This is a genomic window from Pseudomonas sp. dw_358, assembly GCF_018449655.1.
Lineage (GTDB): Bacteria > Pseudomonadota > Gammaproteobacteria > Pseudomonadales > Pseudomonadaceae > Aquipseudomonas.
Map to the genome: position 1 here is coordinate 438840 of NZ_JAAVUX010000001.1, position 24757 is coordinate 463596.

Annotated in this window: 23 protein-coding genes; 14 read left to right on the top strand and 9 right to left on the bottom strand. The window is 63.0% G+C overall.

The features are described 5' to 3' along the window. Nucleotides 1-82: 82 nt before the first annotated feature. Entirely contained in the window at nt 83-817 is a 735-nt protein-coding gene (locus HB675_RS02080) for a hypothetical protein (protein WP_213875422.1), read from the top strand. A gap of 69 nt (nt 818-886) precedes the next feature. Further along, complete coding sequence (locus tag HB675_RS02085; protein ID WP_213875423.1) at nt 887-1558, top strand: YciC family protein; 672 nt, start codon at nt 887-889, stop codon at nt 1556-1558. 50 nt (nt 1559-1608) lie between these two features. On the opposite strand, the gene hrpB is transcribed toward HB675_RS02085, so the two are convergent. Then, the gene (hrpB, locus tag HB675_RS02090; protein WP_213875424.1) at nt 1609-4131 is read right to left on the bottom strand and encodes an ATP-dependent helicase HrpB; all 2523 of its coding nucleotides are present in this window, start codon (nt 4129-4131) and stop codon (nt 1609-1611) included. A gap of 118 nt (nt 4132-4249) precedes the next feature. Between hrpB and HB675_RS02095 the strand changes: the two genes are divergently transcribed. Both HB675_RS02095 and HB675_RS02100 read left to right on the top strand, forming a co-directional pair. Further along, on the top strand, nt 4250-4669 hold the full coding sequence (locus HB675_RS02095) for a polyribonucleotide nucleotidyltransferase (protein WP_213875425.1): 420 nt from the start codon (nt 4250-4252) through the stop codon (nt 4667-4669). Nucleotides 4670-4676: 7 nt separating this feature from the next. Next, nucleotides 4677-5588 carry a cation diffusion facilitator family transporter gene (locus tag HB675_RS02100; RefSeq protein ID WP_213875426.1) on the top strand — a complete coding sequence of 304 codons (912 nt, stop codon included), beginning with the start codon at nt 4677-4679 and terminating at the stop codon, nt 5586-5588. Here HB675_RS02100 and HB675_RS02105 read toward each other — a convergent pair. Beyond that, a complete protein-coding gene (locus HB675_RS02105; protein ID WP_213875427.1) occupies nt 5573-6565 on the bottom strand; it encodes a DUF6515 family protein in 993 nt (330 codons plus the stop codon). The two genes, HB675_RS02100 and HB675_RS02105, sit on opposite strands and share 16 nt — an antisense overlap. A gap of 475 nt (nt 6566-7040) precedes the next feature. On the opposite strand from HB675_RS02105, the gene HB675_RS02110 reads away from it, so the two are divergent. Next, a complete protein-coding gene (locus tag HB675_RS02110; RefSeq protein ID WP_213875428.1) occupies nt 7041-7520 on the top strand; it encodes an Lrp/AsnC family transcriptional regulator in 480 nt (159 codons plus the stop codon). Between the two features lie 3 nt (nt 7521-7523). On the opposite strand, the gene HB675_RS02115 is transcribed toward HB675_RS02110, so the two are convergent. The 4 genes from HB675_RS02115 to HB675_RS02130 all read right to left on the bottom strand — a co-directional run bounded on the left by HB675_RS02115 (nt 7524) and on the right by HB675_RS02130 (nt 13899). After that, complete coding sequence (locus HB675_RS02115; protein ID WP_213875429.1) at nt 7524-8150, bottom strand: pseudouridine synthase; 627 nt, start codon at nt 8148-8150, stop codon at nt 7524-7526. A gap of 67 nt (nt 8151-8217) precedes the next feature. Further along, nucleotides 8218-9723 carry an AMP nucleosidase gene (amn, locus tag HB675_RS02120; protein WP_213875430.1) on the bottom strand — a complete coding sequence of 502 codons (1506 nt, stop codon included), beginning with the start codon at nt 9721-9723 and terminating at the stop codon, nt 8218-8220. Between the two features lie 40 nt (nt 9724-9763). Continuing rightward, complete coding sequence (locus HB675_RS02125; protein WP_213875431.1) at nt 9764-11413, bottom strand: acyl-CoA dehydrogenase family protein; 1650 nt, start codon at nt 11411-11413, stop codon at nt 9764-9766. A gap of 74 nt (nt 11414-11487) precedes the next feature. After that, a complete protein-coding gene (locus tag HB675_RS02130) occupies nt 11488-13899 on the bottom strand; it encodes a hybrid sensor histidine kinase/response regulator (protein WP_213875432.1) in 2412 nt (803 codons plus the stop codon). A 276-nt stretch (nt 13900-14175) separates the two neighbouring features. Between HB675_RS02130 and HB675_RS02135 the strand changes: the two genes are divergently transcribed. The 4 genes from HB675_RS02135 (at nt 14176) to HB675_RS02150 (ending at nt 17640) form a co-directional block, all read left to right on the top strand. Beyond that, complete coding sequence (locus tag HB675_RS02135) at nt 14176-14973, top strand: hydroxymethylpyrimidine/phosphomethylpyrimidine kinase (protein WP_213875433.1); 798 nt, start codon at nt 14176-14178, stop codon at nt 14971-14973. Between the two features lie 32 nt (nt 14974-15005). Further along, nucleotides 15006-15632 (top strand): thiamine phosphate synthase, encoded by a 627-nt coding sequence (gene thiE, locus HB675_RS02140; RefSeq protein ID WP_213875434.1) that lies wholly within the window; start codon nt 15006-15008, stop codon nt 15630-15632. Nucleotides 15633-15662: 30 nt separating this feature from the next. After that, nucleotides 15663-16946 (top strand): glutamate-1-semialdehyde 2,1-aminomutase, encoded by a 1284-nt coding sequence (hemL, locus tag HB675_RS02145; protein ID WP_213875435.1) that lies wholly within the window; start codon nt 15663-15665, stop codon nt 16944-16946. A 142-nt stretch (nt 16947-17088) separates the two neighbouring features. After that, on the top strand, nt 17089-17640 hold the full coding sequence (locus HB675_RS02150; RefSeq protein WP_213875436.1) for a tetratricopeptide repeat protein: 552 nt from the start codon (nt 17089-17091) through the stop codon (nt 17638-17640). Between the two features lie 3 nt (nt 17641-17643). On the opposite strand, the gene HB675_RS02155 is transcribed toward HB675_RS02150, so the two are convergent. Further along, on the bottom strand, nt 17644-17970 hold the full coding sequence (locus HB675_RS02155; RefSeq protein ID WP_007927079.1) for a DUF1820 family protein: 327 nt from the start codon (nt 17968-17970) through the stop codon (nt 17644-17646). 131 nt (nt 17971-18101) lie between these two features. Between HB675_RS02155 and miaB the strand changes: the two genes are divergently transcribed. The 5 genes from miaB (at nt 18102) to lnt (ending at nt 23520) form a co-directional block, all read left to right on the top strand. After that, nucleotides 18102-19430, top strand: a complete 1329-nt coding sequence (miaB, locus tag HB675_RS02160) for a tRNA (N6-isopentenyl adenosine(37)-C2)-methylthiotransferase MiaB (protein WP_213875437.1) — start codon at nt 18102-18104, stop codon at nt 19428-19430. Between the two features lie 211 nt (nt 19431-19641). After that, on the top strand, nt 19642-20637 hold the full coding sequence (locus HB675_RS02165) for a PhoH family protein (protein ID WP_213875438.1): 996 nt from the start codon (nt 19642-19644) through the stop codon (nt 20635-20637). Beyond that, entirely contained in the window at nt 20630-21136 is a 507-nt protein-coding gene (ybeY, locus tag HB675_RS02170; protein ID WP_213875439.1) for an rRNA maturation RNase YbeY, read from the top strand. Before HB675_RS02165 ends, ybeY begins: the two co-directional genes overlap by 8 nt. 5 nt (nt 21137-21141) lie before the next feature. Beyond that, the gene (locus HB675_RS02175) at nt 21142-21981 is read left to right on the top strand and encodes an HlyC/CorC family transporter (protein ID WP_213875440.1); all 840 of its coding nucleotides are present in this window, start codon (nt 21142-21144) and stop codon (nt 21979-21981) included. 21 nt (nt 21982-22002) lie between these two features. Further along, nucleotides 22003-23520, top strand: a complete 1518-nt coding sequence (gene lnt / locus HB675_RS02180; protein ID WP_213875441.1) for an apolipoprotein N-acyltransferase — start codon at nt 22003-22005, stop codon at nt 23518-23520. A gap of 7 nt (nt 23521-23527) precedes the next feature. Here lnt and HB675_RS02185 read toward each other — a convergent pair whose 3' ends face one another. Both HB675_RS02185 and HB675_RS02190 read right to left on the bottom strand, forming a co-directional pair. After that, on the bottom strand, nt 23528-24295 hold the full coding sequence (locus tag HB675_RS02185; RefSeq protein WP_213875442.1) for a YdcF family protein: 768 nt from the start codon (nt 24293-24295) through the stop codon (nt 23528-23530). 84 nt (nt 24296-24379) lie between these two features. Beyond that, nucleotides 24380-24697: a hypothetical protein gene (locus tag HB675_RS02190; RefSeq protein WP_213875443.1), complete on the bottom strand. Its 318-nt coding sequence runs from the start codon at nt 24695-24697 to the stop codon at nt 24380-24382. Nucleotides 24698-24757 lie beyond the last annotated feature (60 nt).

A 24757-nucleotide genomic window follows, 5' to 3' on the forward strand; every position in this document is an offset into this window, starting at 1 on the left:
TATTTGCTCACATATTTGCCATTGGGCCGACGGGAGGGCTTGGTTAGAGTGGCCGCCGGATTCGATGCCTGATGGTTGGACCATGCAAGCTTTTGCCGTGCTTCGTGACTCGCTGTATTTTTTCCGTTGCAATCTCATTGCGATAGCACGGTTGTGTCTGCCGGTGATCATCCCCCAGGCGCTAGCTGTACAACTGTTGGACTTTATGGACAGCGATCGGCCCGTTTACGGCGATGTCATTCTTATGCTGGTGTTTTCATCGTTCTATACCGGCGCGCTGCTGGTATACCTCGATGCTAGGATCAACGGCGGCGACCCCACCACTCAGAAGGTTTTTGCGGTCGCGAGCACACGGATTCCAGCGTTGATTTCATTGGCCATGCTTAACCTGTTGATCATTACCGCCAGCGCAGCGGTGTTGGTCTTTCCCGGTATCGTGATGCTCACCGGTATGGTCGTCAGCCCGAGCGTGCCCATAGCGCTCATCGCACTCGGTACCGTGCTCGCCTTGTGGCTCTCCATCAGGCTAAGCCTGACACAGCCGCTGCTGATAGTCCGGAGCCTGAACCCGACAGCGGCCATTCGGGAAAGCTTTGCGTTGACGCGCGGTCACTTCTGGCTGGTAGCTGCGAGCCTCACAGGGGCCGTGCTGCCCTTGTTTGCGTTCCAAATGGGGCGCTTCTTCCTGCCCTCCCACCCAATGGTAGACGTGCTGCTCGACATCTTTATTCTTTTCGTGCAGTTGGGGGCCGCCGTAGTGGCCTATCGGCTGTCGTGCTTACTGACTGACATCCACAGGCAAAAGACCATCGCCTAGTACCCAGCCGCCGCTCTCGGTTATGCTCGGGGCCATTTCCGCCTTTCAGACCGTTTGCGACCCTCATTGATGAACCCGCTCAGTATCCTGCGTGACTCGCTGTACTTCTTTCGCCGCAACTTCCTGGCCATCGTGCGCCTGTGCCTGCCCCTGGTGGTGATCGAGGCGCTGGGCAAGGAATTGCTCGACCGCGCCATCGGCCCGGACGGGTCGCCCGTCTACGACATCGCTTTCGGCCTGCTGTTCTACCCGCTGTACACCGCCGCACTGATCCTGTTTCTCGACGTGCGCAGCAACGGCGGCCAGCCCCGCGTGCGCAACCTGCTGGCCGGCGCCATGCGTTTGTGGCCGATGTTCGCCCTGCTGACGGGTAGCAGTACCGTACTGATCATCCTCGGCCTGTCGATGTTCGTCCTGCCGGGCGTCTGGATCATGGTCAAGCTGGCGTTTTCCGAATACCTGCTGGTGCTGCGCAACCTCACCCCGATCGAGGCCATCAAGCAGAGCTTCATCATGACCCACGGGCAGTTCTGGCGGATTCTGACCTGCATACTGGCGGTACTCGCGCCCCTGTGGCTGCTGAGCGGGATCAGCGATCAGCTATACCCCGACCCGCGCAACCCGGTGCTGGGGTTGATGATCGACAGCGTGAACAGCTTTCTGCAGTTGTTTACCAGTATTGTGCTGTATCGGTTGTTCATGTTGTTGGGGGATGCGCAGGCGGATCGGGCTCGGGACTGACAACTTCAGAACGTTGGGGGGTTGCATCCGTCAACCAGGCGATCGGCCCCTTACGTCCCTCTGGGCTTCACCCGCGCCGTCGCCTCCGCCACCAACGGATCATCCGGCCAATAATGCTTCGGATACCGCCCCTTCAAATCCTTCTTCACCTCCAGATACGTACTGCGCCAGAAGTTGGCCAGGTCCTGGGTGACCTGCACCGGCCGCCGCGCCGGGGACAGCAAATGCAGCTTCAACACCTGGCGCCCACCGGCAATGCGCGGGGTGTCGGCCAGGCCGAACAGTTCCTGCAAGCGCACCGCCAGCACCGGCGGCGTTTCGCTGTAGTCCAGCTTGATGGAAGAGCCCGACGGCACCGAGATATGGCCCGGCGCTTGCTCTTCCAGTTGCTGCGGCAAAGGCCATGGCAGTGCGTTATGCAGGATGGACGACAGGTCCAATCCAGCGAAATGGCTCAGCCGGCTGACGTTGTTCAGATAAGGCTGCAACCAGTCTTCCAGAGACGCCAGCAACGCGGTATCAGCGAGGTCCGGCCACACGCTGTGCGCTTGCCGCTGCAGGTCCAGCCCGCGCAGCAACGCTATACGGGCCTGCCATTGGCGCAGGGCCGGAGTCCAGGGGAGTAGCTCCAGGCCTTTGCGGCGCACCAGATTGACCAGCGCCTGGCTGCGGGCGTTGGCATCCAGGCCGGTCAGTGGCTCCCGGGCCAGTATCAACTCACCCACCTTGCGCTGACGCTCGGCACGCAATACGCCTTCGCGTTCGTCCCATTCCAGTTCGTCCAGCACCCTGACCTGCTCGGCCAGCACGCTGTCGAACAACAGCGGATCGAAATCGGCGGCTAGATAGATGCGCTCTTCCCGCTGGCCCTGGCGACTGCCCAGGTCAGCTACCACCAGCCAGGGATGTTTCATCAGGGCATCCGCCTCGTTGAACAATGCGGCGCGGCCGTTGGCCAAGCGGTACTCAGCGCCACCTGAACGACGCTGTTGCGCCACCCGATCAGGATAGGCCAGGGCCAACAGGCAGCCCAGCCAGCGGCCGTGATCGGGATCGCTCACAGGCGAGGTCGGTTTGCCATGGGTGTAACCGCGATACTGCCGCGCCAATTGACGAATACGCTGCACGCCGCCCTGCGCGCCCCGCTGGGCTTGTTGCTCACCTGACAGCAACGCCAGTCGGCTGTGCAGGTCGGCCCCGGCACCGCGCAGGATATCGCGCTCCCCCAGCAGGGCCGCCACATCACAGGCCATTGGCCCGAGGCCCAACTCATGCCCTCGCAGCAGCAAATGGGCGATACGAGGATGAGCCGGCACCTGAGCCATGGCCTGACCATGGGCGCTCAAGCGGCCGTCGGCGAGCAAAGCCCCGAGTCGCTGCAACAGGTCGCGCGCTTGCGCCACCGCTGCGGTGGGCGGTGCATCCAGCCAGCGCAGTTGCTGGGGCTCCACCCCCCAGCGCGCCAGTTGCAAGGCCAATCCGGCCAGATCCGCCTGAAGAATTTCTGCCGCACCATAAGCCGCCAATTGCGGGTGCTGTGCCTCGGACCACAACCGATAGCACACGCCAGGCTCCAGCCGCCCTGCGCGACCGGCGCGTTGAGTGGCGCTGGCACGGGAGATACGCTGGGTATCGAGCCGGGTCATGCCGCTGCCTGGGTCAAAGCGTGGCACCCGCGCCAGCCCGGCGTCGATCACCACCCGCACGCCGTCGATGGTCAGGCTGGTCTCGGCAATGTTGGTCGCCAGCACCACCTTGCGCTTGCCCGTCGGCGCGGGGTCGATGGCTGCCCGCTGAGCGGCCAGGTCCAGCTCGCCGTGCAGTGGGCAAAGTAACGTATCACCGCCCTCCCCCAGCGCATCGAGCAACGACTGATGCACTCGGCGAATCTCCGCCTGGCCGGGCAAAAACACCAGCAGGCTGCCGGCTTCATCGCGCAGGGCTTCGAGCACGGTCTTCACCACACTGGGCTCGATGAACTCGCCCGGCTGCAGGTTGCGCCCCCAACGCATGGCCACCGGGAACATCCGGCCTTCACTGCTGACTACCGGTGCATCATCCAACAAGGCCGACAGCCGCTCGCCCTCAAGCGTCGCGGACATCAGCAGAATTTTCAGCGGCGGATCTTCGCGCAGCAGCTCACGACCGTTGAGACTCAAGGCCAGCGCAAGATCAGCGTCCAGGGAGCGTTCGTGAAATTCGTCGAAAATGACGAGCCCCACGCCTTCCAGCGCTGGATCATCCTGCAGCCGCCGTACCAGGATGCCCTCGGTCACCACCTCGATCCGGGTGCATGGGCCGACCTTGTTTTCCAGGCGAATGCGGTAGCCGACGGTTGCGCCCACCTTTTCGCCCAGCTCGCTGGCCAGCCGCTCGGCCGCCGCCCGCGCAGCCAGACGTCGTGGTTCGAGCATGAGGATGGTCTGCCCGGCCAGCCACGGCTCGTCGAGCAGGGCCAAGGGCACGCGGGTGGTCTTGCCGGCGCCGGGCGGCGCTTCGAGCACCGCTTCGTGGCGCTGGCTCAGGGCCTGACGCAAGGCGGGCAGGACGGCATCGATGGGTAACGACTTCATGGGGACTCCGCTGTCGGCCACGCAGTATAACGGCGAACCAGACGCCTGCCCCACGGTCTCAAGTGTCGTTCAACTTCATTTGCTTGTATCGTTGCATCTTTCCCCCAGGAGACTCCCCATGCGCACACCTTCCCGTATTATCGGAGGCGTCGTACTTGCCGCCCTGCTCGCCCAAATGACCGGCTGTGGCGCCATTTTCTACCCTGAGCGTCGCGGCCAGATCGACGGCCGGATCGATCCTGGCATTGCCGTGCTGGATGCCGTCGGCCTGCTCTTCTATATCATCCCCGGCCTGATCGCCTACGGCGTCGACTTCACCACCGGCGCCATCTACCTGCCCCACGGCAAGACCGCACAGATCGACCCGGTGATTCTGCACCAGGCCGTGGGTGTGGACGGCAAGGTTGATAACGCCAAGCTGCAAGCGATAATGCAAACCGAACTGGGCCAGAGCCTCCCGCTCAACGACCCGCGCCTGATCCAGCATCGCGGCAGCGTCCAGCAACTGGCCGCCTACGGCCTCGTACCCGCTGCCTGAGGACACCATGGTCACTTCCCCCGAGCATGAACGGCTGTTGCGCCTGGCCACCCGCGCGTCTGTCGCGGTGGCGTTTGTCTTGATCGTGGCCAAGAGCGTTGCCTGGTGGATGAGCAGCTCGGTCAGCATGCTGGCCGGGCTGACCGACTCGGTGCTCGACGGCGCCACCTCGACCCTCAACCTGCTGGCCGTTCATTACGCGCTGCGCCCGGCCGATGACGACCACCGTTACGGCCACGGCAAGGCCGAGGCCATGGCCGGCATGGCCCAAGGGTTGTTCATCGCGGTGAGTGCGGTGTTGATCGGGTACCAGGCCATCGAACGCCTGCACAATCCGCAGCCCATGGGCCAGGCCGGCATCGGCATCGCCGTGATGGTGTTGTCGTTGCTGCTGACGGCGGCGCTGCTGGCGTTGCAGTACAAGGTGATCCGCGAGACCGGCTCCACAGCCGTGCGGGCCGACTCGCTGCATTACCGCTCGGACATGATGCTCAATGGCAGCATCCTCGTGGCGCTGCTGCTGGCACGCTTCGGCTTTACTGAATTGGATGCCTGGTTCGGCTTGGGGATTGCTGCTTACATCCTTTGGAGCGCGCTGCATATCGCCAAGGAAAGCTCGGCGATCCTGATGGATCAGGAACTGCCCAGCGATGTCAGCGAGCAGATGCTGAAGCTGGCCTGTGCAGTGCCTGGCGTGCTGGGCGCCCATGACCTGCGCACACGCATGTCGGGCAACCACTGGTTTGTGCAGCTGCACCTGGAGTTGCCCGGCAACCTCACCCTGTCAGCCGCCCATGCCTTGTGCGACAAGGCGGAAGCGGCCATCAACGAGGTGTTCCCGAAGGCGGAGGTGCTGGTGCACGCCGACCCCAAGGAAGTGGTCGGCAGTGCTTCAACAGCGGGTCAGTTCACACTGTAGCCGCGACTGACCAGGCAGTTGGCCATGTTCTGCCGGTAGATATTGACCACTTCTGGCGCGGGCGCGTAGCTGGCGCCAGCGGGATCGAAGCCGCTCTGCTGGGCGGCCCAGCGCTGGCAGTCATACCGATCCTGAGCAACCTGCGCCGGCGGCTGGCCGTTAGCCGGATAGAAATTCACGTCATATCCATTGCTGACCGGCTGCTGGTAAACCGGCTGCGGAGGCGGCGCGATTGCCTGGCCCGGTGGGTTGACCACTACGTAGTCCTGGCTGTTGTCCATGTACTGGTAGTACGTGCCGGCTGCCAGGAAGAACATCCCGCCACCGATCCAGACTTGCTGGGCGTAGTCCGGAAGATAGCGGGTGCGCGCACCATACGGCGCAGACACCACGACATAGCGCGGGCCTTGTGGGCGATACCAGTAGCCACCGGAGAAGAAATAGTCCTGACCGCGCCACGCTACGCGGTCGTAGCGGTCCGGGAAGCGATCAATCATCTGCCCCGGACGATACTGCGGGCCTGGGCCCCAGCCGTTGCCATGAGGGCGGTTGTTGTCGATGCGACCATTTTCGGGGCCACGGCCCGCCTGCCATTGGCGATTGCCATCGTTGCGTCGATCGTCCCAGTTGCCGCGTATCGGCTCCTGGGTCTGGCGCACAGCATCGGGCCTGCCTTGGATCGGCAGGTTCTGCTGAGCACGCTGTTGTTCACGTTGCTGCTGCAACTGTGGACCGCCCTGCTGCCCTTGTGGGCGGCCTTCATTGCCATGATTTTGCCATTGGCCAGGGTTGCCATTTTGCGGATGCTGCTGTTGTGGCTGACCCGCCGGATGCCCTTGAGGCTGTCCTTGAGGCTGCCCTTGAGCGGGGTGGCCCTGGCCACCGTTGGGGTCTTGGGGGCCTTCGGCCATGGCGGGGGCGCCGATACCCAGGCAGAGCAAACCAACACCGGCCAGACGCCAGATGCGCGACTTCATGCTTATCCTCATCGGATGGGGAGAACTGTTTATTAGACCTACAGCTGTAAGACTGAAAAAACCGGATCCGGTTCGGGCGCCACTTTATCAGCCCGTCTGAAAAGGGTATCGGCCTTGATGCAAATTTCATGTGGAGCTGCACCGCCCCTGAAAATCGTCCATAAAAAAAGGAGGCCCGTCGGCCTCCCTTTCTGAACATCGTCCTGGCGCGACACGTGTGGCGTCGGCTCACTTCACGCCGCCTTTTGGGCAGGGTGCAGCCCGGGGGCCAGCTCGTCCCTGTGGGGGCGGTGGCCGCGGTCGGCCTGCTTGGGCCTACCGCAGTGGACTCGTGTCCGGGCAGTGATTCTGGTTAAAAGCATAGCGCCGCCGCCCCGGCAGCGGATTGCGAAGATTGCGTACAAAACTATCACTTGCGCAATTTTTCTCTTCGGACCGATAATTCACCGCAATATAAAGAATAAAGGCCGAACCGATGAGCAAGCTTGACCGATACGACCTGAGTATTCTTGCCGAATTGCAACGCGATGCGCGCATCTCCAATCAGGAACTGGCCGAACGCATCGGCCTGTCACCGTCACCGTGCTCGCGTCGGGTCAAACAGCTCGAGGATGACGGCTATATCGTTCGGCAGGTGGCCCTGCTGGACCGCAAGATGCTGGGCTTGAGCCTGACCGCTTACGTGCTGATCGGCATGGACCGTCACACCCCGGAACGCTTTGAAAGCTTCGAAGCAGCCATCCGTACCCTGCCCCAGGTGCTGGAGTGCAGCCTGGTGACCGGTATGGAAGCCGACTATCAGCTCAAGGTGGTGGTGCCGGACATGGACCATTATCAGAAGCTGCTGCTGGGCCACCTGACCCGCATCGAAGGCGTCACCAGCGTGCGCTCCAGCTTCGTGCTGAATCAGGTGCTGGCCAGCACCGAGTTGCCGCTGACGCACCTGCGCAGCTGATATTCAGCGGCCAGGCGCGGGGACCTCGCGCCACTGCCCCTGGTCCAACCCCTCCAGGGTCCAGTCGCCGATGCGCACTCGCACCAGCCGCAAGGTCGGCAAGCCGACGGCGGCTGTCATGCGCCGTACCTGGCGGTTGCGGCCTTCCTTGATGATCAGTTCCAGCCAATAGGTCGGGATGTTCTTGCGAAAACGCACCGGCGGATTGCGCGGCCACAGCTCGGGCTCGTCCAGCCGACGGGCCTGTGCAGGCAGGGTCGGCCCATCGTTCAGCTGAACGCCCTCGCGCAGCTGGCGCAGATGTTCTTCGCTGGGTTCACCCTCCACCTGCACCCAATAAGTCTTGGCCAGTTTGTGCCTGGGATCGGCAATGCGCGCCTGTAATTGCCCGTCATTGGTCAGCAGCAACAATCCTTCGCTGTCGCGATCCAGGCGTCCGGCCGGATAGACACCGGGCACATCGATGTAATCCTTGAGCGTGGCCCGCCCTTCGCCATCGCTGAACTGGGTCAGCACATCGAACGGTTTGTTGAACAGGATCAGCCGGGGCTCGACCGGCAGTGGCTTGGCGACACGGCGCGGCGGCGCCGATTTGTCGGCGGAGCGCCGAGGGCGAGGAGGGAGTGTCATGGCAGCAGGCTTCGAACCGGGAGGGCCGCTCATGCTAGAGCGGCCCGTCGGTTTGAGCAACGCGCGTTTAGCGGAACGGCGGCTCGTCGAAGCTGCGCAGCTTGCGCGAATGCAGCGAGTTGAGCTGGTTGCGCAACAGGTCCAGCGCCGCGATCCCGATGTTCAAGTGCTGGCTCACCGCGCGGTTATAGAAGGCGTTGGCCGAGCCCGGCAGCTTGATTTCACTGTGCAGCGGCTTGTCCGAAACGCACAGCAAGGTGCCGTAGGGCACACGCAAGCGGTAACCCTGAGCGGCGATGGTGCCGCTTTCCATGTCCACGGCTACGGCACGCGAGAGGTTGATCAGCGGACGCTCTTCAGCCCAGCGGAGCTCCCAGTTACGGTCGTCATAAGTCAGCACGGTACCGGTGCGCAGACGCTTCTTGAGATCGTCGCCCCGTTCGCCGGTGATGTTGGCGGCAGCCTCATGCAGGGCCAGCTGCACCTCCGCCAGCGCCGGAATCGGAATGTTCGGCGGCAGCACGCGGTCGAGGATGCCATCGCGACGCATGTAAGCGTGGGCCAGCACGTAGTCGCCGATGGTCTGGGACTGTCGCAACCCGCCACAGTGGCCGATCATCAGCCAGCAGTGCGGACGCAACACCGCCAGGTGGTCGGTGATGTTCTTGGCGTTGGACGGGCCGACGCCGATGTTGACCAGGGTCACGCCATCACCGTCGGCGGCGATCAGGTGGTACGCCGGCATCTGGTAGCGATGCCATACAACCCCGGCCACCAGGGCCTGGGCGGCGTCGTGATCCATGCCTTTTTCGATGACCACGTTGCCAGGCATCACCATGCGCACGAAGCGCGGGTCGCTCTGCAGCTGCTCCAGGCCATGGGTGACGAACTGGTCGACATAACGGTGGTAGTTGGTCAGCAGAATCCAGGGTTGTACATGACGCCAGTCACTGCCGGTGTAGTGAATCAGGCGGCGCAGGGAGAAATCGACTCGGGCGGCATCGAACAGCGCCAATGGCAACGGGTCGGCCGTGGCCCAGTCGTACAGGCCGTCAGCGATGCCGTCAGTGGCGGCCGACAGGTCGGTGCTGGGGAACACCCGAGCCAGGGCCGCGGCGGTGATGCCGCTGCCGGCCAGCTCGTCGCCTTGCTCGACCACGTAGGGATAAGGGATAGCCTGCTGGCTGACGCCGACTTCGATGACCACGCTGAAGTCGCGCATCAATGGGCGCAACTGGTCCAGCAGGTATTTGCGAAAGGCCGATGGCTGGGTGACCGTTACCGAATAGGTGCCGGGCACGTTCACCTTGGCATAGGCGCGGGTGGTCGACGGCACTTCGCCGCTCTGCCGATAGATCAGGCGCAGTTCGGGGTAGTAGAACAGGGCGCGCTGGTCCGCATCAGGCTCGCTGCGGTCCTTCAGGTAGCGTTTGAGGGCAGTGCTCAGGGCAGTGGTTGCCCGGTCATGCAGTTGGGCAAGTCGATCGACGGCTTGCTCGGCGGTTTCAACGACAACAAAGGCTTCGGCAGTTCGGGTCACGGTGCACATCCTGTCTTGCTTGCAAGGTTGCATCTTGCCTGTATTGGGGGCGGAATGGGAAATTTGCCCGCGATCATCCCCACAACGGCATGGCCCGGCGCACCAGATAGTCCGCGTCTACGCCGCGCGGCAAGGTCCCGTACACCCGCCCGCCCTGCCCCAGGCGGCTGGCGATAAACCCATCGCTGACCTGGGTATCGCCCGCCTCCAGCAGCAACCTGGCCTGCACGCCCAAGGCGATGTCTTCGGTCAGTTGACGTGCACGATATTGAATATCTCCCGCATCGGCGAACGACTGCTTCAGCCGTTCGATGTGCGCCGCCAGCAGTGGATGGCCGTGCCCATCGCCCAGCTCGGCAAACAGACTGTCGAGCACTTCCGGCTCTTTGGACAGCGCCCGCAGCACATCCAGGCATTGCACGTTACCGGAGCCTTCCCAGGTCGAGTTGACCGGCGCCTCGCGATAAAGACGCGGGAGGATGCTGTCCTCCACATACCCGGCGCCACCCATGCATTCGGCGGCCTCGTTGATCATCGCGGGGGCGCGCTTGCAGATCCAGTATTTGCCCACGGCAGTCATCAGCCGGGCGAAACGCGCTTCGTGCGGGCTGTCGGGGTGGTCCAGCGCGCGCGCCGTGCGCAAGGTCAAGGCCAGGGCGGCTTCACTCTCCAGCGCCAGGTCGGCCAGTACGTTCTGCATCAGCGGCTGCTCGCTCAGTAACCGGCCACCGACGCTGCGATGACCACAATGATGGGCCGCCTGGGTGAGGGCCTGACGCATCAAGGCACTGGAGCCGATCATGCAGTCGAAACGGGTCAGGGCGACCATCTCGATGATGGTCGGTACGCCACGCCCCTCTTCGCCGATCATCCAGGCCAGGGCGCCGCGAAATTCTACCTCGCAGGAGGCATTGGAGCTGTTGCCCAGTTTGTCCTTGAGACGCTGGATATAGAACTCGTTGCGGGTATCGTCCGGACGGTGCCGGGGCAGCAGAAAGCAGCTCAGACCTTTGTCGGTCTGGGCCAGAGTCAGGAAGGCATCGCACATCGGGGCCGAGCAGAACCACTTGTGCCCTACCAGTTCATATGCCTGGCCTGGCCCATGGGCACCCACCGCATAAGCTCGCGTGGTGTTGGCGCGCACATCGGTGCCGCCCTGCTTCTCGGTCATGGCCATGCCCAGGGTCACCCCGGCCTTGTGCGCCATGCCGACATTGCGCGGGTCATAGACGGTCGACAGCACTTTTGGCAGCCAGCGCTCGGCCAGATCAGGCTGCAGGCGCAGTGCCGGTGCACTGGCAAAGGTCATGGTCAAGGGGCAGCCGCTGCCTGCCTCGGCTTGAAAGTGCAGATAAGCCAAAGCCGCGCGAGCGACATGGGCACCTGCGCGAGGATCGGTCCAGGGCAGCGAGGGCAGGCCATGAGCGATGGCGGTGCTCATCAACTCATGCCAGGCCGGATGAAACTCCACCAGATCGATACGGTGACCGTAGCGATCGTGGCTGTGGAACTGCGGTTTGTTGCGGTTGGCCAGAAAGCCGGCGGCCATCAGCGAACCACCGGCCAACGCGCCATACTGGTCGATACGCTCATGGGCCCAGCCACCCCCGTAGCGGTCGACCCACTGCTGTAGCGCCAAGTCGGCGCGCCACAGGTTGAGGCCGTCCAGGGAGGGCGGCTGGTTGCTGACTTCATGGGTTTCGGCGTATTGGCTGGGGTTCATTCGGGGCGCCTCCACTCTTGATGCGGGAACGTTACGCCGATGGCGCAGCAGGTCACCTGTCAGTGAAGCACGATTCAGCCCCCCGCGCGCTCCGCCCGAGACAACAACCAACCGTGCAGCAAAGTCTGCAACTCCTCGAACCGCACCGGTCGCGAGAGGCATTCGGTCATGCCGGCCTCCATGCAGCGCTCGCGGTCGCCGCGCTGTTGCGCGCTGGTGATCGCCAGCACCGGAATATGGCTGTGGCCGGGCAGTTCGCGCAACCGGCGACAGGTGGCAAAGGCATCGGTCAGCAGCATATGGCAGTCCAGCAGCACCGCGTCGAAGCGATCCTTTTGCAGCCATTCCAACGCGGTCAGGCCGTCTTCGGCCGTGCGCACCCGGTAGCCCAGCTTGAGCAACATGCCCCGCAGCACCAACTGGTTGACACTGTTATCGTCCACCAGCAACAACGTGCACTCCTGGGCTGATCGGCGGGCTGCGTAACCGGCCGGGCGCGACAGTCCACTCAAGTATTGCGCCGTGGACGTCTGCGCGTCTACCTGGCCCAACTGGATCAACAGCTCAAAGGTGCTGCCGGCGCCCGGCTCGGAATGGTGTTGCAACTGTCCACCGAGCAGCTCGGACAATTGCCGGCAGATCGCCAGGCCGATGCCCAGGCCACCGTGCTCGCGAGTCATGGAACTGTCGAGCTGGTAAAAACGCTGGTACAGGGTGTCTTCGTCAAAGTGGCTGAAACCGATGCCACTGTCGCTGACCTTGAAACTGACCTGCTGCGCATCGCCCTGCACACCCTGGTTCTCGACGTACAGACGTACCGTACCTTCGCGGGTGAACTTGATCGCATTGTCCAGCAGACAGCTCAGGCACAAGGCCAGCTTCTTCGAATCACCCTGCAAGCGCTCGGGCAGCTGCGGGTCCATCTGCACGCTGAAGGACAAGCCCTTGGCCTGAGCCTGGCGGGCAAACTGCATGTGCAGGCTGTCCACCAGCACCCGCAAACTGAACGGCTCATGCTGAGGGTACAGCTTGCCGGCCTGAAGCTCGGTGAGGATGAGGATGTCATCGACCATGCGCATCATGTCCCGCGCCGACCCCGCAGCCGTCTGCTGGTACTGCTCCAGCTCCTGGGCCATGGGCACGGTCTGCATCAGCTCCAGCGAGCCGATCACCCCGTTCATGGGGGTGCGCAACTCATGGGTGACGGTGGCCAGAAATTCATCCTTGAGACGATTGCTGTTGGCCAATTGCTGGTTAAGCACTTCAAGTTTGTGCCCAGCCTCCTGGAGGATCCGCGACTGTTGATCGCGCATGGTGTTGATGCGGTCGGCCAAGGCCAGGGACAGCAGCATCACTTCCATGGCCGAGCCCAGCTGGCTGGCGTACATGGTCAGGAAGATGTTGGGCAGATGGCCCAGAACCATCAGGGTATTGACGATGCCCCCCAGTAGAAAGGCGGTCCAGGCGATGATGAAATAGCGCGCCTGACGCATCCCGCGACGCCAGGCGAGAATGCCCGCCGTGAAGATCGCCACAGTAAAGAGCAGGGCCAGCAGCGTTGCCAGGCGCAGGGCCAGGGCATAACTGCTGGCCAGCGACATCACCATCACCACCATGCCCGCGAGCATCAGGAGCTGAAGCAGGCGATCCATTCCGCGACTGTGATCGGCGGTCTGCAGGAAACTTCGGGAGAACCAACAACCAAACAACGCCGCCGAGCCGATCATGAACGGTGTCGCGGCGTTGGCCCACCAAGGGCTTTCCGGCCAAAGGAACTGTACGGCGAAACCGTTGACCGACAGCTGGTACAGGCCGAACGAAGCGATGTAGAGGATGTAAAACAGGTAGCTGCGATCACGCACGCTGACAAAGATGAACAGGTTGTAGACCACCATCCCGAGCAACACGCCATAGATCGCCCCCAGCACATAGATACGCGAGGGCTGCTCTTCCAGATAGGCGGTATTGGACCAGAGGGTCAAAGGCGCCTGGATCGAACCCTCGCTTTGCAGGCGCAGGTAGACCGTTTTCTGCTCGCCCGCGTAGAAGGGCAGCTCGAACACGTAGTTGTTCTGCTTGATCAGGCGTACCGAATACGGCAACGCGTCGCCGGTTTTCTGGGTGAGATGGAACACGCCGTTGGCGTCGGCTTCGTACAGCTCGAGGTGGTCCATCGGTGGATACGCCAGCTCCAGCAACCAACTGCGGCGCTGGGAGGTAGCATCGGCGGGCACGTAACGCAGGTCCACCTTGAGCCAGAACGCCGAGGTGGAATAGCCAGCATTGAGGACGTCAGCGTTGTGCCGATGGAAGCGCTCGGCCAAGGGGCCATCACCGCTTACCTCGTCGATGGTGGCCGTGCCGTCGGTATCTTCGAGCACCTGCATGTCTCGGCCCAACGGCAGACTGCGCGTGCTGTCGTCAAAATCGACCGCCCAGCACAGCGTCGGCAGCAACGCCACCAGAAGGATCAGCAAATAGCGCATTACGGCCCCGGCAAAAGCCCACCTGATCAGCCTCGGGAACCCCAATTCCCAGTGGCATGGCGCTGATCGGCGGAGACTGATATCAATATAGAGGCACTCTAGCATAGCCATCCCAGTGCTGCGCGAGGCTTTGGAAAAATCCGCCACACGGCTCTAAGACCATGGTTTCAAGGCGTTTTTCAGCCGATGAAAGGGGTTTTCCAATGGCTCGCATCGGTGCCAAGGGACACTGCTAGTGGGTGCCAGCCCGCCTGCACAGTGATAAGCTCGCGCACCATGAATACCTATACCTCCCGCCCCGTTGTCCTTTGTCTTTCCGGCCACGATCCCAGTGGCGGCGCCGGCCTGCAAGCCGATATCGAAGCGCTGCTGGCCCAGGGTTGTCATGCCGCCCCTACGGTGACCGCATTGACCGTGCAGAACACCGTCAATGTGAGCGACTTCCGCGTGCTCGACCGCGAGTGGATCCTGGCCCAGGCCAACGCCGTGCTCGACGACTCGCCCGTAGCGGCGGTCAAGCTGGGCATGCTCGGTTCCACCGAGATGGTCGGCACCGTGGTGGAGTTGCTCACCCCCTATGCCCACCTGCCCATTGTCTGCGACCCCGTGCTGCGTGCCGGTGGTGGTGGCAGCCTGGGCAAGGATGAGGTCGGCTACGCCATGCGCGAGCGGCTGCTGCCGCTAGCCCTGATCGCCACCCCGAACCTGCCGGAAGCCCGCATCCTTGCCGAGTTGCCGCAAGGCAGCGCCGACGAGTGCGCCGAAGTGCTGCTGCGCTATTGCCGCAACCTGCTGATCACCGGCGGTCACGGCGACGAACAGCAAGTGCACAACCGCCTGTATAGCCGCGACGCCGCGCCGCAGACCTGGACCTGCCAGCGTCTGCCCGGCAGCTATCATGGTTCGGGCTGCACCCTGGCCAGCGCGCTGGCCGGCCGCCTGGCACTCGGTGAAAACCTGCAAAGCGCGGTCAAGTCGGCCTTGGACTACACCTGGCGCACCCTGCGCGACGCCGAGCAACTGGGCCAGGGCCAGTACGTTCCACGGCGCCTGCCGCTGGACTTTTGTCATTAAGCACTGGCCCAGCCGGGCATGAGGTACAGGCAATGAAATTACGTGGCGTGTATGCCATCACCGACAGCCAGCTGCTGGCTGGCAAGTTTCTCGCCTATGTCGAGGCGGCACTGGACGGCGGTATCACGCTGCTGCAGTACCGCGACAAGAGCAGCGACGAGGCTCGCCGCCTGCGCGAAGCCGACACCCTGATGAAGCTATGCGAGCGCTACAAAACGCAGCTGATCATCAACGATGACGCCGAATTGGCCGCGCGCCTGGGCGTCGGTGTGCACCTGGGCCAGACCGATGGCCCGCTGACGCCTGCACGGACCCTGCTGGGCCGCAAGGCAATCATCGGCTCCACCTGCCACGCCAGCATCGATCTGGCCCTGCAGGCGGCCCGTGAGGGCGCCAGCTACGTGGCCTTCGGCGCGATTTACCCGTCCAGCACCAAGCCCGAGGCCGAGACCTCCGGGGTCGACATGCTGGTGGAGGCGCGCGCCCGGATCAAACTGCCGATCTGCGTGATCGGCGGCATCACCCTCGACAACGCTGCCCCGCTGGTGGCCCATGGCGCCGACCTGCTGGCCGTGGTCAGCACGCTGTTCGCCGCCCCTGACACCCGCGAAGTCACCCGCCGCGCCAAGGCTCTCAATGCCTTGTTTACCGCCGCCTGACACCCGCTCCTGCCTTTCAGAGAATTGATCATGTCCCGTTCCGAAGACCTGTTTGCCCAAGCGCAGAAACACATTCCCGGCGGCGTCAACTCGCCCGTGCGCGCGTTCAAGAGCGTGGGTGGCACCCCGCTGTTCGTCAAACATGCGCAAGGCGCCTACATCATCGATGAAGACGACAAGCGCTACGTGGACTACGTCGGCTCCTGGGGCCCGATGATCCTCGGCCACAGCCACCCGGACGTGCTGGACGCCGTGCGCCGGCAACTGGACCATGGCCTGTCCTACGGCGCCCCCACCGCCATGGAAACCGAGATGGCCGACCTGGTCTGCGCCCTCGTGCCATCCATGGAAATGGTGCGCATGGTCAGCTCCGGAACGGAAGCGACCATGAGCGCGATTCGCCTGGCGCGGGGCTACACCGGGCGCGACAGCATCATCAAGTTCGAAGGCTGCTATCACGGTCACTCCGACAGTCTGCTGGTCAAGGCCGGCTCGGGTGCACTGACCTTCGGCGTACCAAGCTCGCCCGGCGTTCCCGCGGCGTTCGCTCAGCACACCCTGACCCTGCCGTTCAACGACCTGGCCGCGGTCGAGCAGATGCTCGGCGAAGTGGGCGATGAGGTTGCCTGCATCATCGTCGAGCCGGTGGCCGGCAACATGAACTGCGTGCCGCCCGCGCCCGGGTTCCTGCAGGGCTTGCGCAGCCTGTGCGACCAGTATGACGTGGTGCTGATCTTCGACGAAGTGATGACCGGCTTCCGCGTCGCCCTGGGGGGTGCCCAGGCCCTGTACAACGTCGTGCCGGACCTCAGCACCTTCGGCAAGATCATCGGTGGTGGCATGCCGGTCGGCTGCTTCGGCGGCAAGCGTGAAATCATGTCGCACATCTCGCCCCTGGGTCCGGTCTACCAGGCAGGCACGCTTTCGGGCAACCCGCTGGCCATGGCCGCCGGGCTGACCACCCTCAAACTGATCAGCCGCCCGGGCTTCCACGACGAACTGACGGCCCTCACCACGCGCCTGCTCGACGGCTTGCAAGACCGTGCCGATGCGGCCGGCATCCCGTTCGTGACCACCCAGGCGGGCGGCATGTTCGGCCTGTACTTCAGCGGCGCCGACGACATTGTCACCTTCGACGACGTAATGGCCAGCGATGCCGAGCGCTTCAAGCGCTTCTTCCACCTGATGCTGGAGGGGGGGGTGTACCTGGCGCCGAGCGCGTTCGAGGCAGGCTTTACCTCGATCGCCCACGGTGAAGCAGAATTGAAGATCACCTTTGATGCGGCGGAGCGGGCGTTTGCGGCGTTGAAATAAGTCGTGTCGCCCCCCTCTCGCGGGGGGCGGCGCAATAAAATGAGTAAAGACTTTGTAACCATGCCTATCCTTATTTCATAATGTCGCACCGCACCGTCATTGCGCCGGCTTCTTGCTTCTGTGCTGAGGTAATCCGATTTCCATGAACCGCACCGGCCGCGCCCTTGTCCTGGGCTGCCTGTTGCTCCTTGAGCCACTGCTGGCATCGGCGGGAAGCAATTCGTTGCTGATCCCCGCAACGGGTCGCTGCACCCTGAACGTCCAGCCAGACGACCTCGCGCAAGCGCTTGCCAGCTGCCAGCAGGCTGCAAAATCCGGCGATGCCCAGGCTCAATACGAATTGGGCCAGTTCTACTATGACGGCAAGAACGCGCCCAAAGATCTGAACCAGGCACTGACTTACTTCGAACAGGCTTCCCTGCAGGGTCAGGCCGATGCGCAATATCATCTGGGTTTGATGTTCTTCAAGGGCGAAGGTGTCCCGGCCAACAACGTGCAGGCCTATATCGTGCTGAAGATGGCAGCGGTGAATGGCGCCGAGGATGCGCTGGACACGGCAGACGAGGTGTCGGCGCAGATGTCCCACCAGGACCTGGAAATGGCCACTCAGGTACTGGGACAGATCTTCCGCAAGTACCTGCTCGAGCTGCAAACCGCCGACGGCGGCCGCACGCCCTTCTCGCCATTGCCGTAAGGCTTACTTTTCAGGCATCGGCATCGGAAACGGCATGACATTGCTCACGCCCCGCGCCTCGCTGATCTTCGGCGTGCCAAGGCGCTCCACTTCGTCGATGCGGACGATGGAATGCATCGGCACGAAACTGCGTACCACACCTTCGAATTGCGCTTTGAGCTTCTCTTCGCTCGGGTCAACGACCACTTGGGTGCGCTCGCCAAAGACGAACTCTTCGACTTCCAGAAAGCCCCACAGATCACTCTGATAGATCTGCTTGGCGTACATTTCGAACACCTGGCCCTGGTTGAGAAAAATTACTTTGTAAATAGGTGCTTCGCGTTTGGTCATCTTGGGCAAGTATACAGTCGGGGTGGTGATGGGGGCGAAAACTATAGCATAGCCGCCCGACAGACAAGGCTAGGAAGCACCGAAGCACACCCCTATAATGCGCGGTTCTCCGAATCACTCGATGATCCCGCATGGCCAAGAAGCTTTATATCGAAACCCACGGTTGCCAGATGAACGAGTACGACAGCTCGCGCATGGTCGACCTGCTGGGCGAACATCAAGCCCTGGAAGTCACGGCCCGCGCCGAAGACGCCGACGTGATCCTGCTCAACACCTGCTCGATCCGCGAGCGCGCCCAGGACCGGGTGTACTCCCAGCTGGGCCGCTGGCGCGAACTCAAGCTGGCCAACCCGGAAATGGTCATCGCCGTGGGCGGCTGTGTGGCCAGCCAGGAAGGCGCGGCGATCCGCGACCGAGCCCCCTATGTCGACGTGGTGTTCGGCCCGCAGACCCTGCATCGCCTGCCGGAAATGATCGATGCCGCCCGCAGCACCAAACTGCCCCAGGTCGACATCTCGTTCCCGGAAATCGAAAAATTCGACCACCTGCCCGAGCCACGCATCGATGGCCCCACGGCCTATGTGTCGGTCATGGAAGGCTGCAGCAAGTACTGTACCTTCTGCGTGGTGCCCTACACCCGGGGCGAAGAAGTCAGTCGGCCGTTCAACGATGTCATGGCCGAGATCAACCACCTGGCCGACCATGGCGTGCGGGAAGTCACCCTGCTCGGGCAGAACGTCAACGGCTACCGTGGCCGTACCGACAGCGATCACGTGGCCGACCTCGCCGAGCTGATCCGGGCGGTGGCGAAAGTGGACGGCATCGACCGCATTCGCTACACCACGTCGCACCCGCTGGAGTTCTCCGACAGCCTGATTCTCGCCCATGCCGAGGTGCCGGAACTGGTCAAACACCTGCACTTGCCGGTGCAATCAGGCTCGGACCGAGTGCTGGCCGCCATGAAGCGCAACCATACGGTGCTGGAATATAAATCGCGCCTGCGCAAACTCAAGGCCGCCGTGCCGGGCATCTGCATCAGCTCGGACTTCATCGTCGGCTTTCCAGGGGAAACCGAAAAGGACTTCGAGCAGACCATGAAACTGGTGGCAGACGTCGGTTTCGATTTCTCCTATTCCTTCGTCTACAGCCAGCGCCCCGGTACTCCCGCGGCGGACCTGGCCGACGAAACCTCTGAGTCAGTGAAAAAGCAGCGCCTGGACGCCTTGCAGCATCGACTCAACGAGCAGGGCTTCGAGATCAGCCGGCAGATGGTCGGCAGCACCCAGCGCATTCTGGTCACCGACTATTCACGCAAGGACCCTGGCCAGTTACAGGGCCGTACCGAGAACAACCGCATCGTCAACTTCAGCACCGACAACCCGAAACTGATCGGACAGTTCGTCGACGTGTACATTGCCGAGGCGCGGCCGCACTCGTTGCGCGGGACGCTGGTTCAATAAACCATGCTCGGCCAGCCCGGCACCCTGCAGGGCCGAGCTTGCTCGGGAACCCGACACTATGTGTTCCCGAGCAAGCTCGGTCCTGCAGGGTTCTGGGTGGCCGCTTGATCAGGCCCATTCCGTCAGCTGATCGCTTAATAGCTTTCACGACCCGCTTGCCGGGGTTATCCTTCAGCTCATCTCAATTGCCGTCGGGCGGCTATAAACGACCTTGAACGCACCCATAGAACCCCATCGTTTCCTCCTCGAGCCTTTCGAGGCCCGCCGTTTCGCCAACTTGTGCGGACAATTCGACGAGCACCTGCGCTTGATCGAACAACGCATGGAGATCGAGATCCGCAACCGCGGCAATCAATTCGAGCTCATTGGCGACCCTGCCCATACTCAGTCTGCCGAGCAACTGCTGCGGCGCCTCTACCGTGAAACCAAGGCCACCGAACTGTCTCCGGACACGGTCCACCTGTTCTTGCAGGAGTCGGCCGTGGAAGAGTTGTCCAATCCGGCGTCCACCGAGGTCCCGGTGGCCTTGCGTACGCGCAAGGGCATGATCCGTCCGCGCGGCTTGAACCAGCAGCGCTACGTCAAGGAAATCCTCGGCAACGACATCAACTTCGGCATCGGCCCCGCGGGTACCGGCAAGACCTACCTGGCCGTCGCTTGCGCCGTGGATGCCCTGGAACGCGAACAGGTGCGCCGCATCCTGCTGGTGCGCCCGGCCGTCGAGGCGGGCGAAAAGCTCGGCTTCCTGCCCGGCGACCTCGCCCAGAAGATCGACCCGTACCTGCGCCCGCTGTATGACGCGTTGTACGAGATGCTCGGCTTCGAGACCGTGGCCAAGCTGATCGAAAAGCAGGTCATCGAGATCGCGCCGCTGGCCTACATGCGCGGACGCACGCTGAACAACAGCTTCATCATTCTCGACGAGAGCCAGAACACTACGGTGGAACAGATGAAGATGTTCCTCACACGCATCGGTTTTGGCTCCACGGCGGTGATCACCGGCGACATCACCCAGGTCGACCTGCCCAAGGGCACCAAGTCGGGCCTCGGGCAAGTGATCGAAGTGCTCGACGGCGTGCCGGGTATCAGCTTCACCCACTTCAAACCCAAGGACGTGGTGCGCCACCCGCTGGTGCAACGCATCGTCGAGGCCTATGAACGCTTTGAAGCGCTCAAGCCGGGCGAGGGTCGACGCGGCGATGCTTGAGCTCGATATACAGAGGGCCAGCGACATTGCCGGCCCCAGCGACGACCAACTGCGCGCCTGGTGCGAGCTGGGCCTGCGCGAGCGCACCGCCGACTCGGAGATGACCATTCGGCTGGTGGACGAGGCCGAAGGCCGCGAGCTGAACCATACCTACCGGCACAAGGACTATGCGACCAACGTCCTGTCGTTCCCCGCCGACGTGCCGGACGACTTGCTCGACATCCCGCTGCTGGGCGACCTGGTGATCTGCACCCAGGTGGTCGAGCGCGAGGCGGCCGAACAAGGCAAGCCACTGGAGGCCCATTGGGCTCATCTGGTGATTCACGGTTGCCTGCACTTGCTCGGCTTCGATCACATCGATGAAGATGAAGCCGAGGAAATGGAAGCACTGGAACGAACGTTGCTTGCCGAGCTGGGTCACAACGATCCTTATGCCGACGACGAACCCGATTTTCCATCCCCCACGACTCCACTAGACAGCCGCAAGGACCACGAGTAAGCGCCATGAGCGAAGACCGATCGAGCAACGGGCAAAAGTCCTGGCTGGGCAAGATTACCCAGGCTTTTGCCCATGAGCCGAAAAACCGCCAGGAGCTCCTTGAGCTGCTGCGCGAGGCCCATCAGAACAAGCTGCTGGACAGCGAAGCGCTGACCATCGTCGAGGGGGCCATCCAGGTCGCCGACCTGCAGGTACGCGACATCATGGTGCCGCGCTCGCAGGTGGTGAGCATTCGCTCCAGCCAGACCCTGCGCGAGTTCCTGCCCGCCGTGATCGACTCGGCCCACTCGCGCTACCCGGTGCTGGGCGAAAATCACGACGACGTCATCGGCGTCCTGCTGGCCAAGGATCTGCTGCCGCTGATCCTCAAGGACAACACCGACGACTTCGATATCAAGGACCTGCTGCGTCCGGCCACCTTCGTGCCCGAATCCAAGCGCCTGAACGTGCTGCTGCGCGAATTTCGCGCCAACCACAACCACATGGCCATCGTCATCGACGAATACGGCGGCGTGGCCGGCCTGGTGACCATCGAAGACGTGCTGGAACAGATTGTCGGCGACATCGAGGATGAGCACGACGTCGAGGAAGACAGTTACATCAAGCCACTGCCCAGCGGCGACTTCCTGATCAAGGCGCTGACGCCGATCGAGAACTTCAACGAGTTCTTCGACACCGAGTTCTCCGACGATGAGTTCGATACCGTCGGCGGTCTGGTCATGAGTGCGTTCGGCCATCTGCCCAAACGCAACGAGACCACCGAAATCGGCACCTGGCGCTTTCGCATCCTCAATGCCGACAGCCGCCGGATCCACTTGCTTCGCCTGACGCCCATTACCCGTTAACGACCTGCTCTAAGGATCATGATGCGCTGGATCTCCCGCCCCGGCTGGCCCGGTAACCTGCTGGCCGTGGCGGCTGGCGCGTTGATCACGCCGGCCCTGGCCCCGTTCGACATCTGGCCATTGGCGCTGGTGGCGCTGGTCCTGTTCTACCTCGGCTTGCGCCACCTTTCTCCGCGCCAGGCGCTGGCCCGCGGCTGGTGTTACGGCTTCGGCCTGTTTGGTTCAGGCACCAGCTGGATCTACGTGAGCATTCACACCTTCGGCGACGCCTCGCCGCTACTGGCGGGTTCGCTGATGCTGGCGTTCACGGCGGCCGTAGCGTTGTTCTTTGCCCTGCCGGCATGGATCTGGGCACGCTGGGTACGGCGCAACGAAGCCCCCTTGGGCGACGCCCTCGCCTTTGCCGCGCTGTGGTTTGGCCAAGAGATGTTTCGCGGCTGGTTCCTTACCGGCTTCCCGTGGCTGTACTCCGGCTACAGCCAACTGGACGGCCCGTTGTCCGGCCTCGCGCCGCTGGGTGGCATGTGGCTGATTTCCTTCACCCTGGCCCTGACTGCCGCCCTGCTCTGCAATCTTGATCGGCTGCGTTTGCACAAGCCGGCCCTGGCGGCCGGCATTGTCCTGTTGGTCGGGCCCTGGGGGCTGGCACTTGGCCTGAAAACCTACGCTTGGACCGTCCCGGTAGCCCCGCCCCTGAAAGTCGCCGCGATACAAGGCGACGTTGCGCAGATGATGAAGTGGGACCCCAATGCGGTGAATCAGCAACTGGCGCTGTACCGCGATATGACCATGGCTGCTCGGCGGGCCGACTTGTACATCTGGCCGGAAACCGCCATCCCGTTGTGGTTGGACACAGCCACGCCATACCTGGAAATGATGAACAAGTTTGCCATCAGCCAGGACGCCACGCTGATCACCGGCGTGCCCGTGCGCCAGTTGGTGGATGGCGACGAGCGTGACTACAACGGTATCACCGTGGTCGGCAAAGGCAGCGGCACCTACCTCAAGCAGAAGCTGGTGCCGTTTGGCGAATACGTACCGCTGCAAGACCTGCTGCGGGGCGTGATCAGCTTCTTCAACCTGCCTATGTCCGACTTCGCTCGCGGCCCGTCCGATCAGAAACTGCTGGAGGCCAAGGGCTATGCCATCGCCTCGTTCATCTGCTACGAAGTGGTTTATCCGGACTTTGCCGCCAGTCTGTCGGCCCGGAGCGAACTGCTGCTGACCATCAGCAACGACACCTGGTTCGGCACTTCCATTGGCCCCCTGCAGCACCTGCAGATGGCCCGCATGCGCGCGCTGGAAGCCGGCCGCTGGATGATCCGCGCGACCAACAATGGGGTGTCGGCGCTGATCGATCCGTTCGGCAAGATCACCGCGCAGATCCCGCAGTTCCAGCCGGGTGTGCTGTATGGCGAGGTCACGCCGATGCAGAACCTGACGCCGTACCTGCACTGGCGGTCGTGGCCGCTGGCGATCGTGAGCGTGCTGCTGCTGGCTTGGGCGGTGGTGGCTGGGCGGTTCGGGCGTACGGCCTGACCACCCCTCAATGCCTGTAGAACAACCTATACCCCACCGCGCCCACCGCTTCATTCATCAGCCAACCGTTCTGCCAGACCGACTTGGGCTCAGGCAGCCAGCCGCCCACCGGGCCGTCGGACTTGCCGCCGAGAAAGCCCATGGGCGCCGGGATCACCGTGAAGCCAGCCTGCTGGAAGCTCCACAGGGAACGTGGCATGTGCCAACCATGGGTGACCAGCACGATGCGCTTGATGCCTTCCTTGTCCAGCATGGCCGCCGTGAACCTGGCATTCTCCCAGGTGGTACGGCTCTCCCCCTCCTGCCAGCGCACCTTGACCCCGAAATCGTGCTCCATCGAGTCGGCCATCATCGCCGCCTCACTGGGGGGCCGGTCATAGTCCAGGCCGCCGCTGATCAACACCGGCAAGCCGGAGGCCTTGGCGATTCGGGAAGCGTAGCGAATTCGGTCGAAGGCCAGCGCCGAGGGCTGATCGGTGCCGCCCCAGGCAATATCATCGCGGTCGCGACCAGCACCCAGCACCACGATGGCGTCAGCCTTGCCGGCCAGGCCTGCCCACTGATCCATGGGCAACGGCGGCACGCTCTCCAACGCATGGGCCGCGGTCTTGACCACCACCGGCAAGCTCATCAGCCACAGCCCGCCCAGCCCCAGCACGAACAGGCAACCCGCCAGGCGAGGTCGCGCGCGGCGCAGCCACCAGGCCAGCAACAAAAAGATAAACAAAATGCCGGGCGGCAAAAGTAGTTGTTTAATGATGTAACGCAAGAACATCGAGCATCCCCTCCCTAGAGATGCCCGAAGCGTAAGTGGAATGTAGCCTGCCAACAATCCTTGTTAAGCACATTTGCTTGCCGATCACCGTTTCAGACGTGTCGGCGCTGCACTGATCTGATGCCTGGCGCGCACATGCTCCAGCCAGACCACCTTGCCCGAAGGCCCGGCGTCGCGCGTCACAGGTGCGGCGGCCGTCGGCGACGCGTCGGCGCCGCCCGCTTTCAGGTAAGCATTGATCAGTTCGTACTCGGCGCGGCTCAAGCCACGCAGTTCCAATTCGACAGGCACCTCATCACGCAACCGCACAGCGGTTCTGGCGACGTCCAGGGCCAACCCCAGGCGATCGATCAGGCGCTCGTAAACCTGCGGTCCCATAGTCTCCAGCTGCGACTCAAGCATCCGCTCCACCTCATTGACGATATTACGATTCCCCACTGATCAGCGTAGCGGCAACCGCCA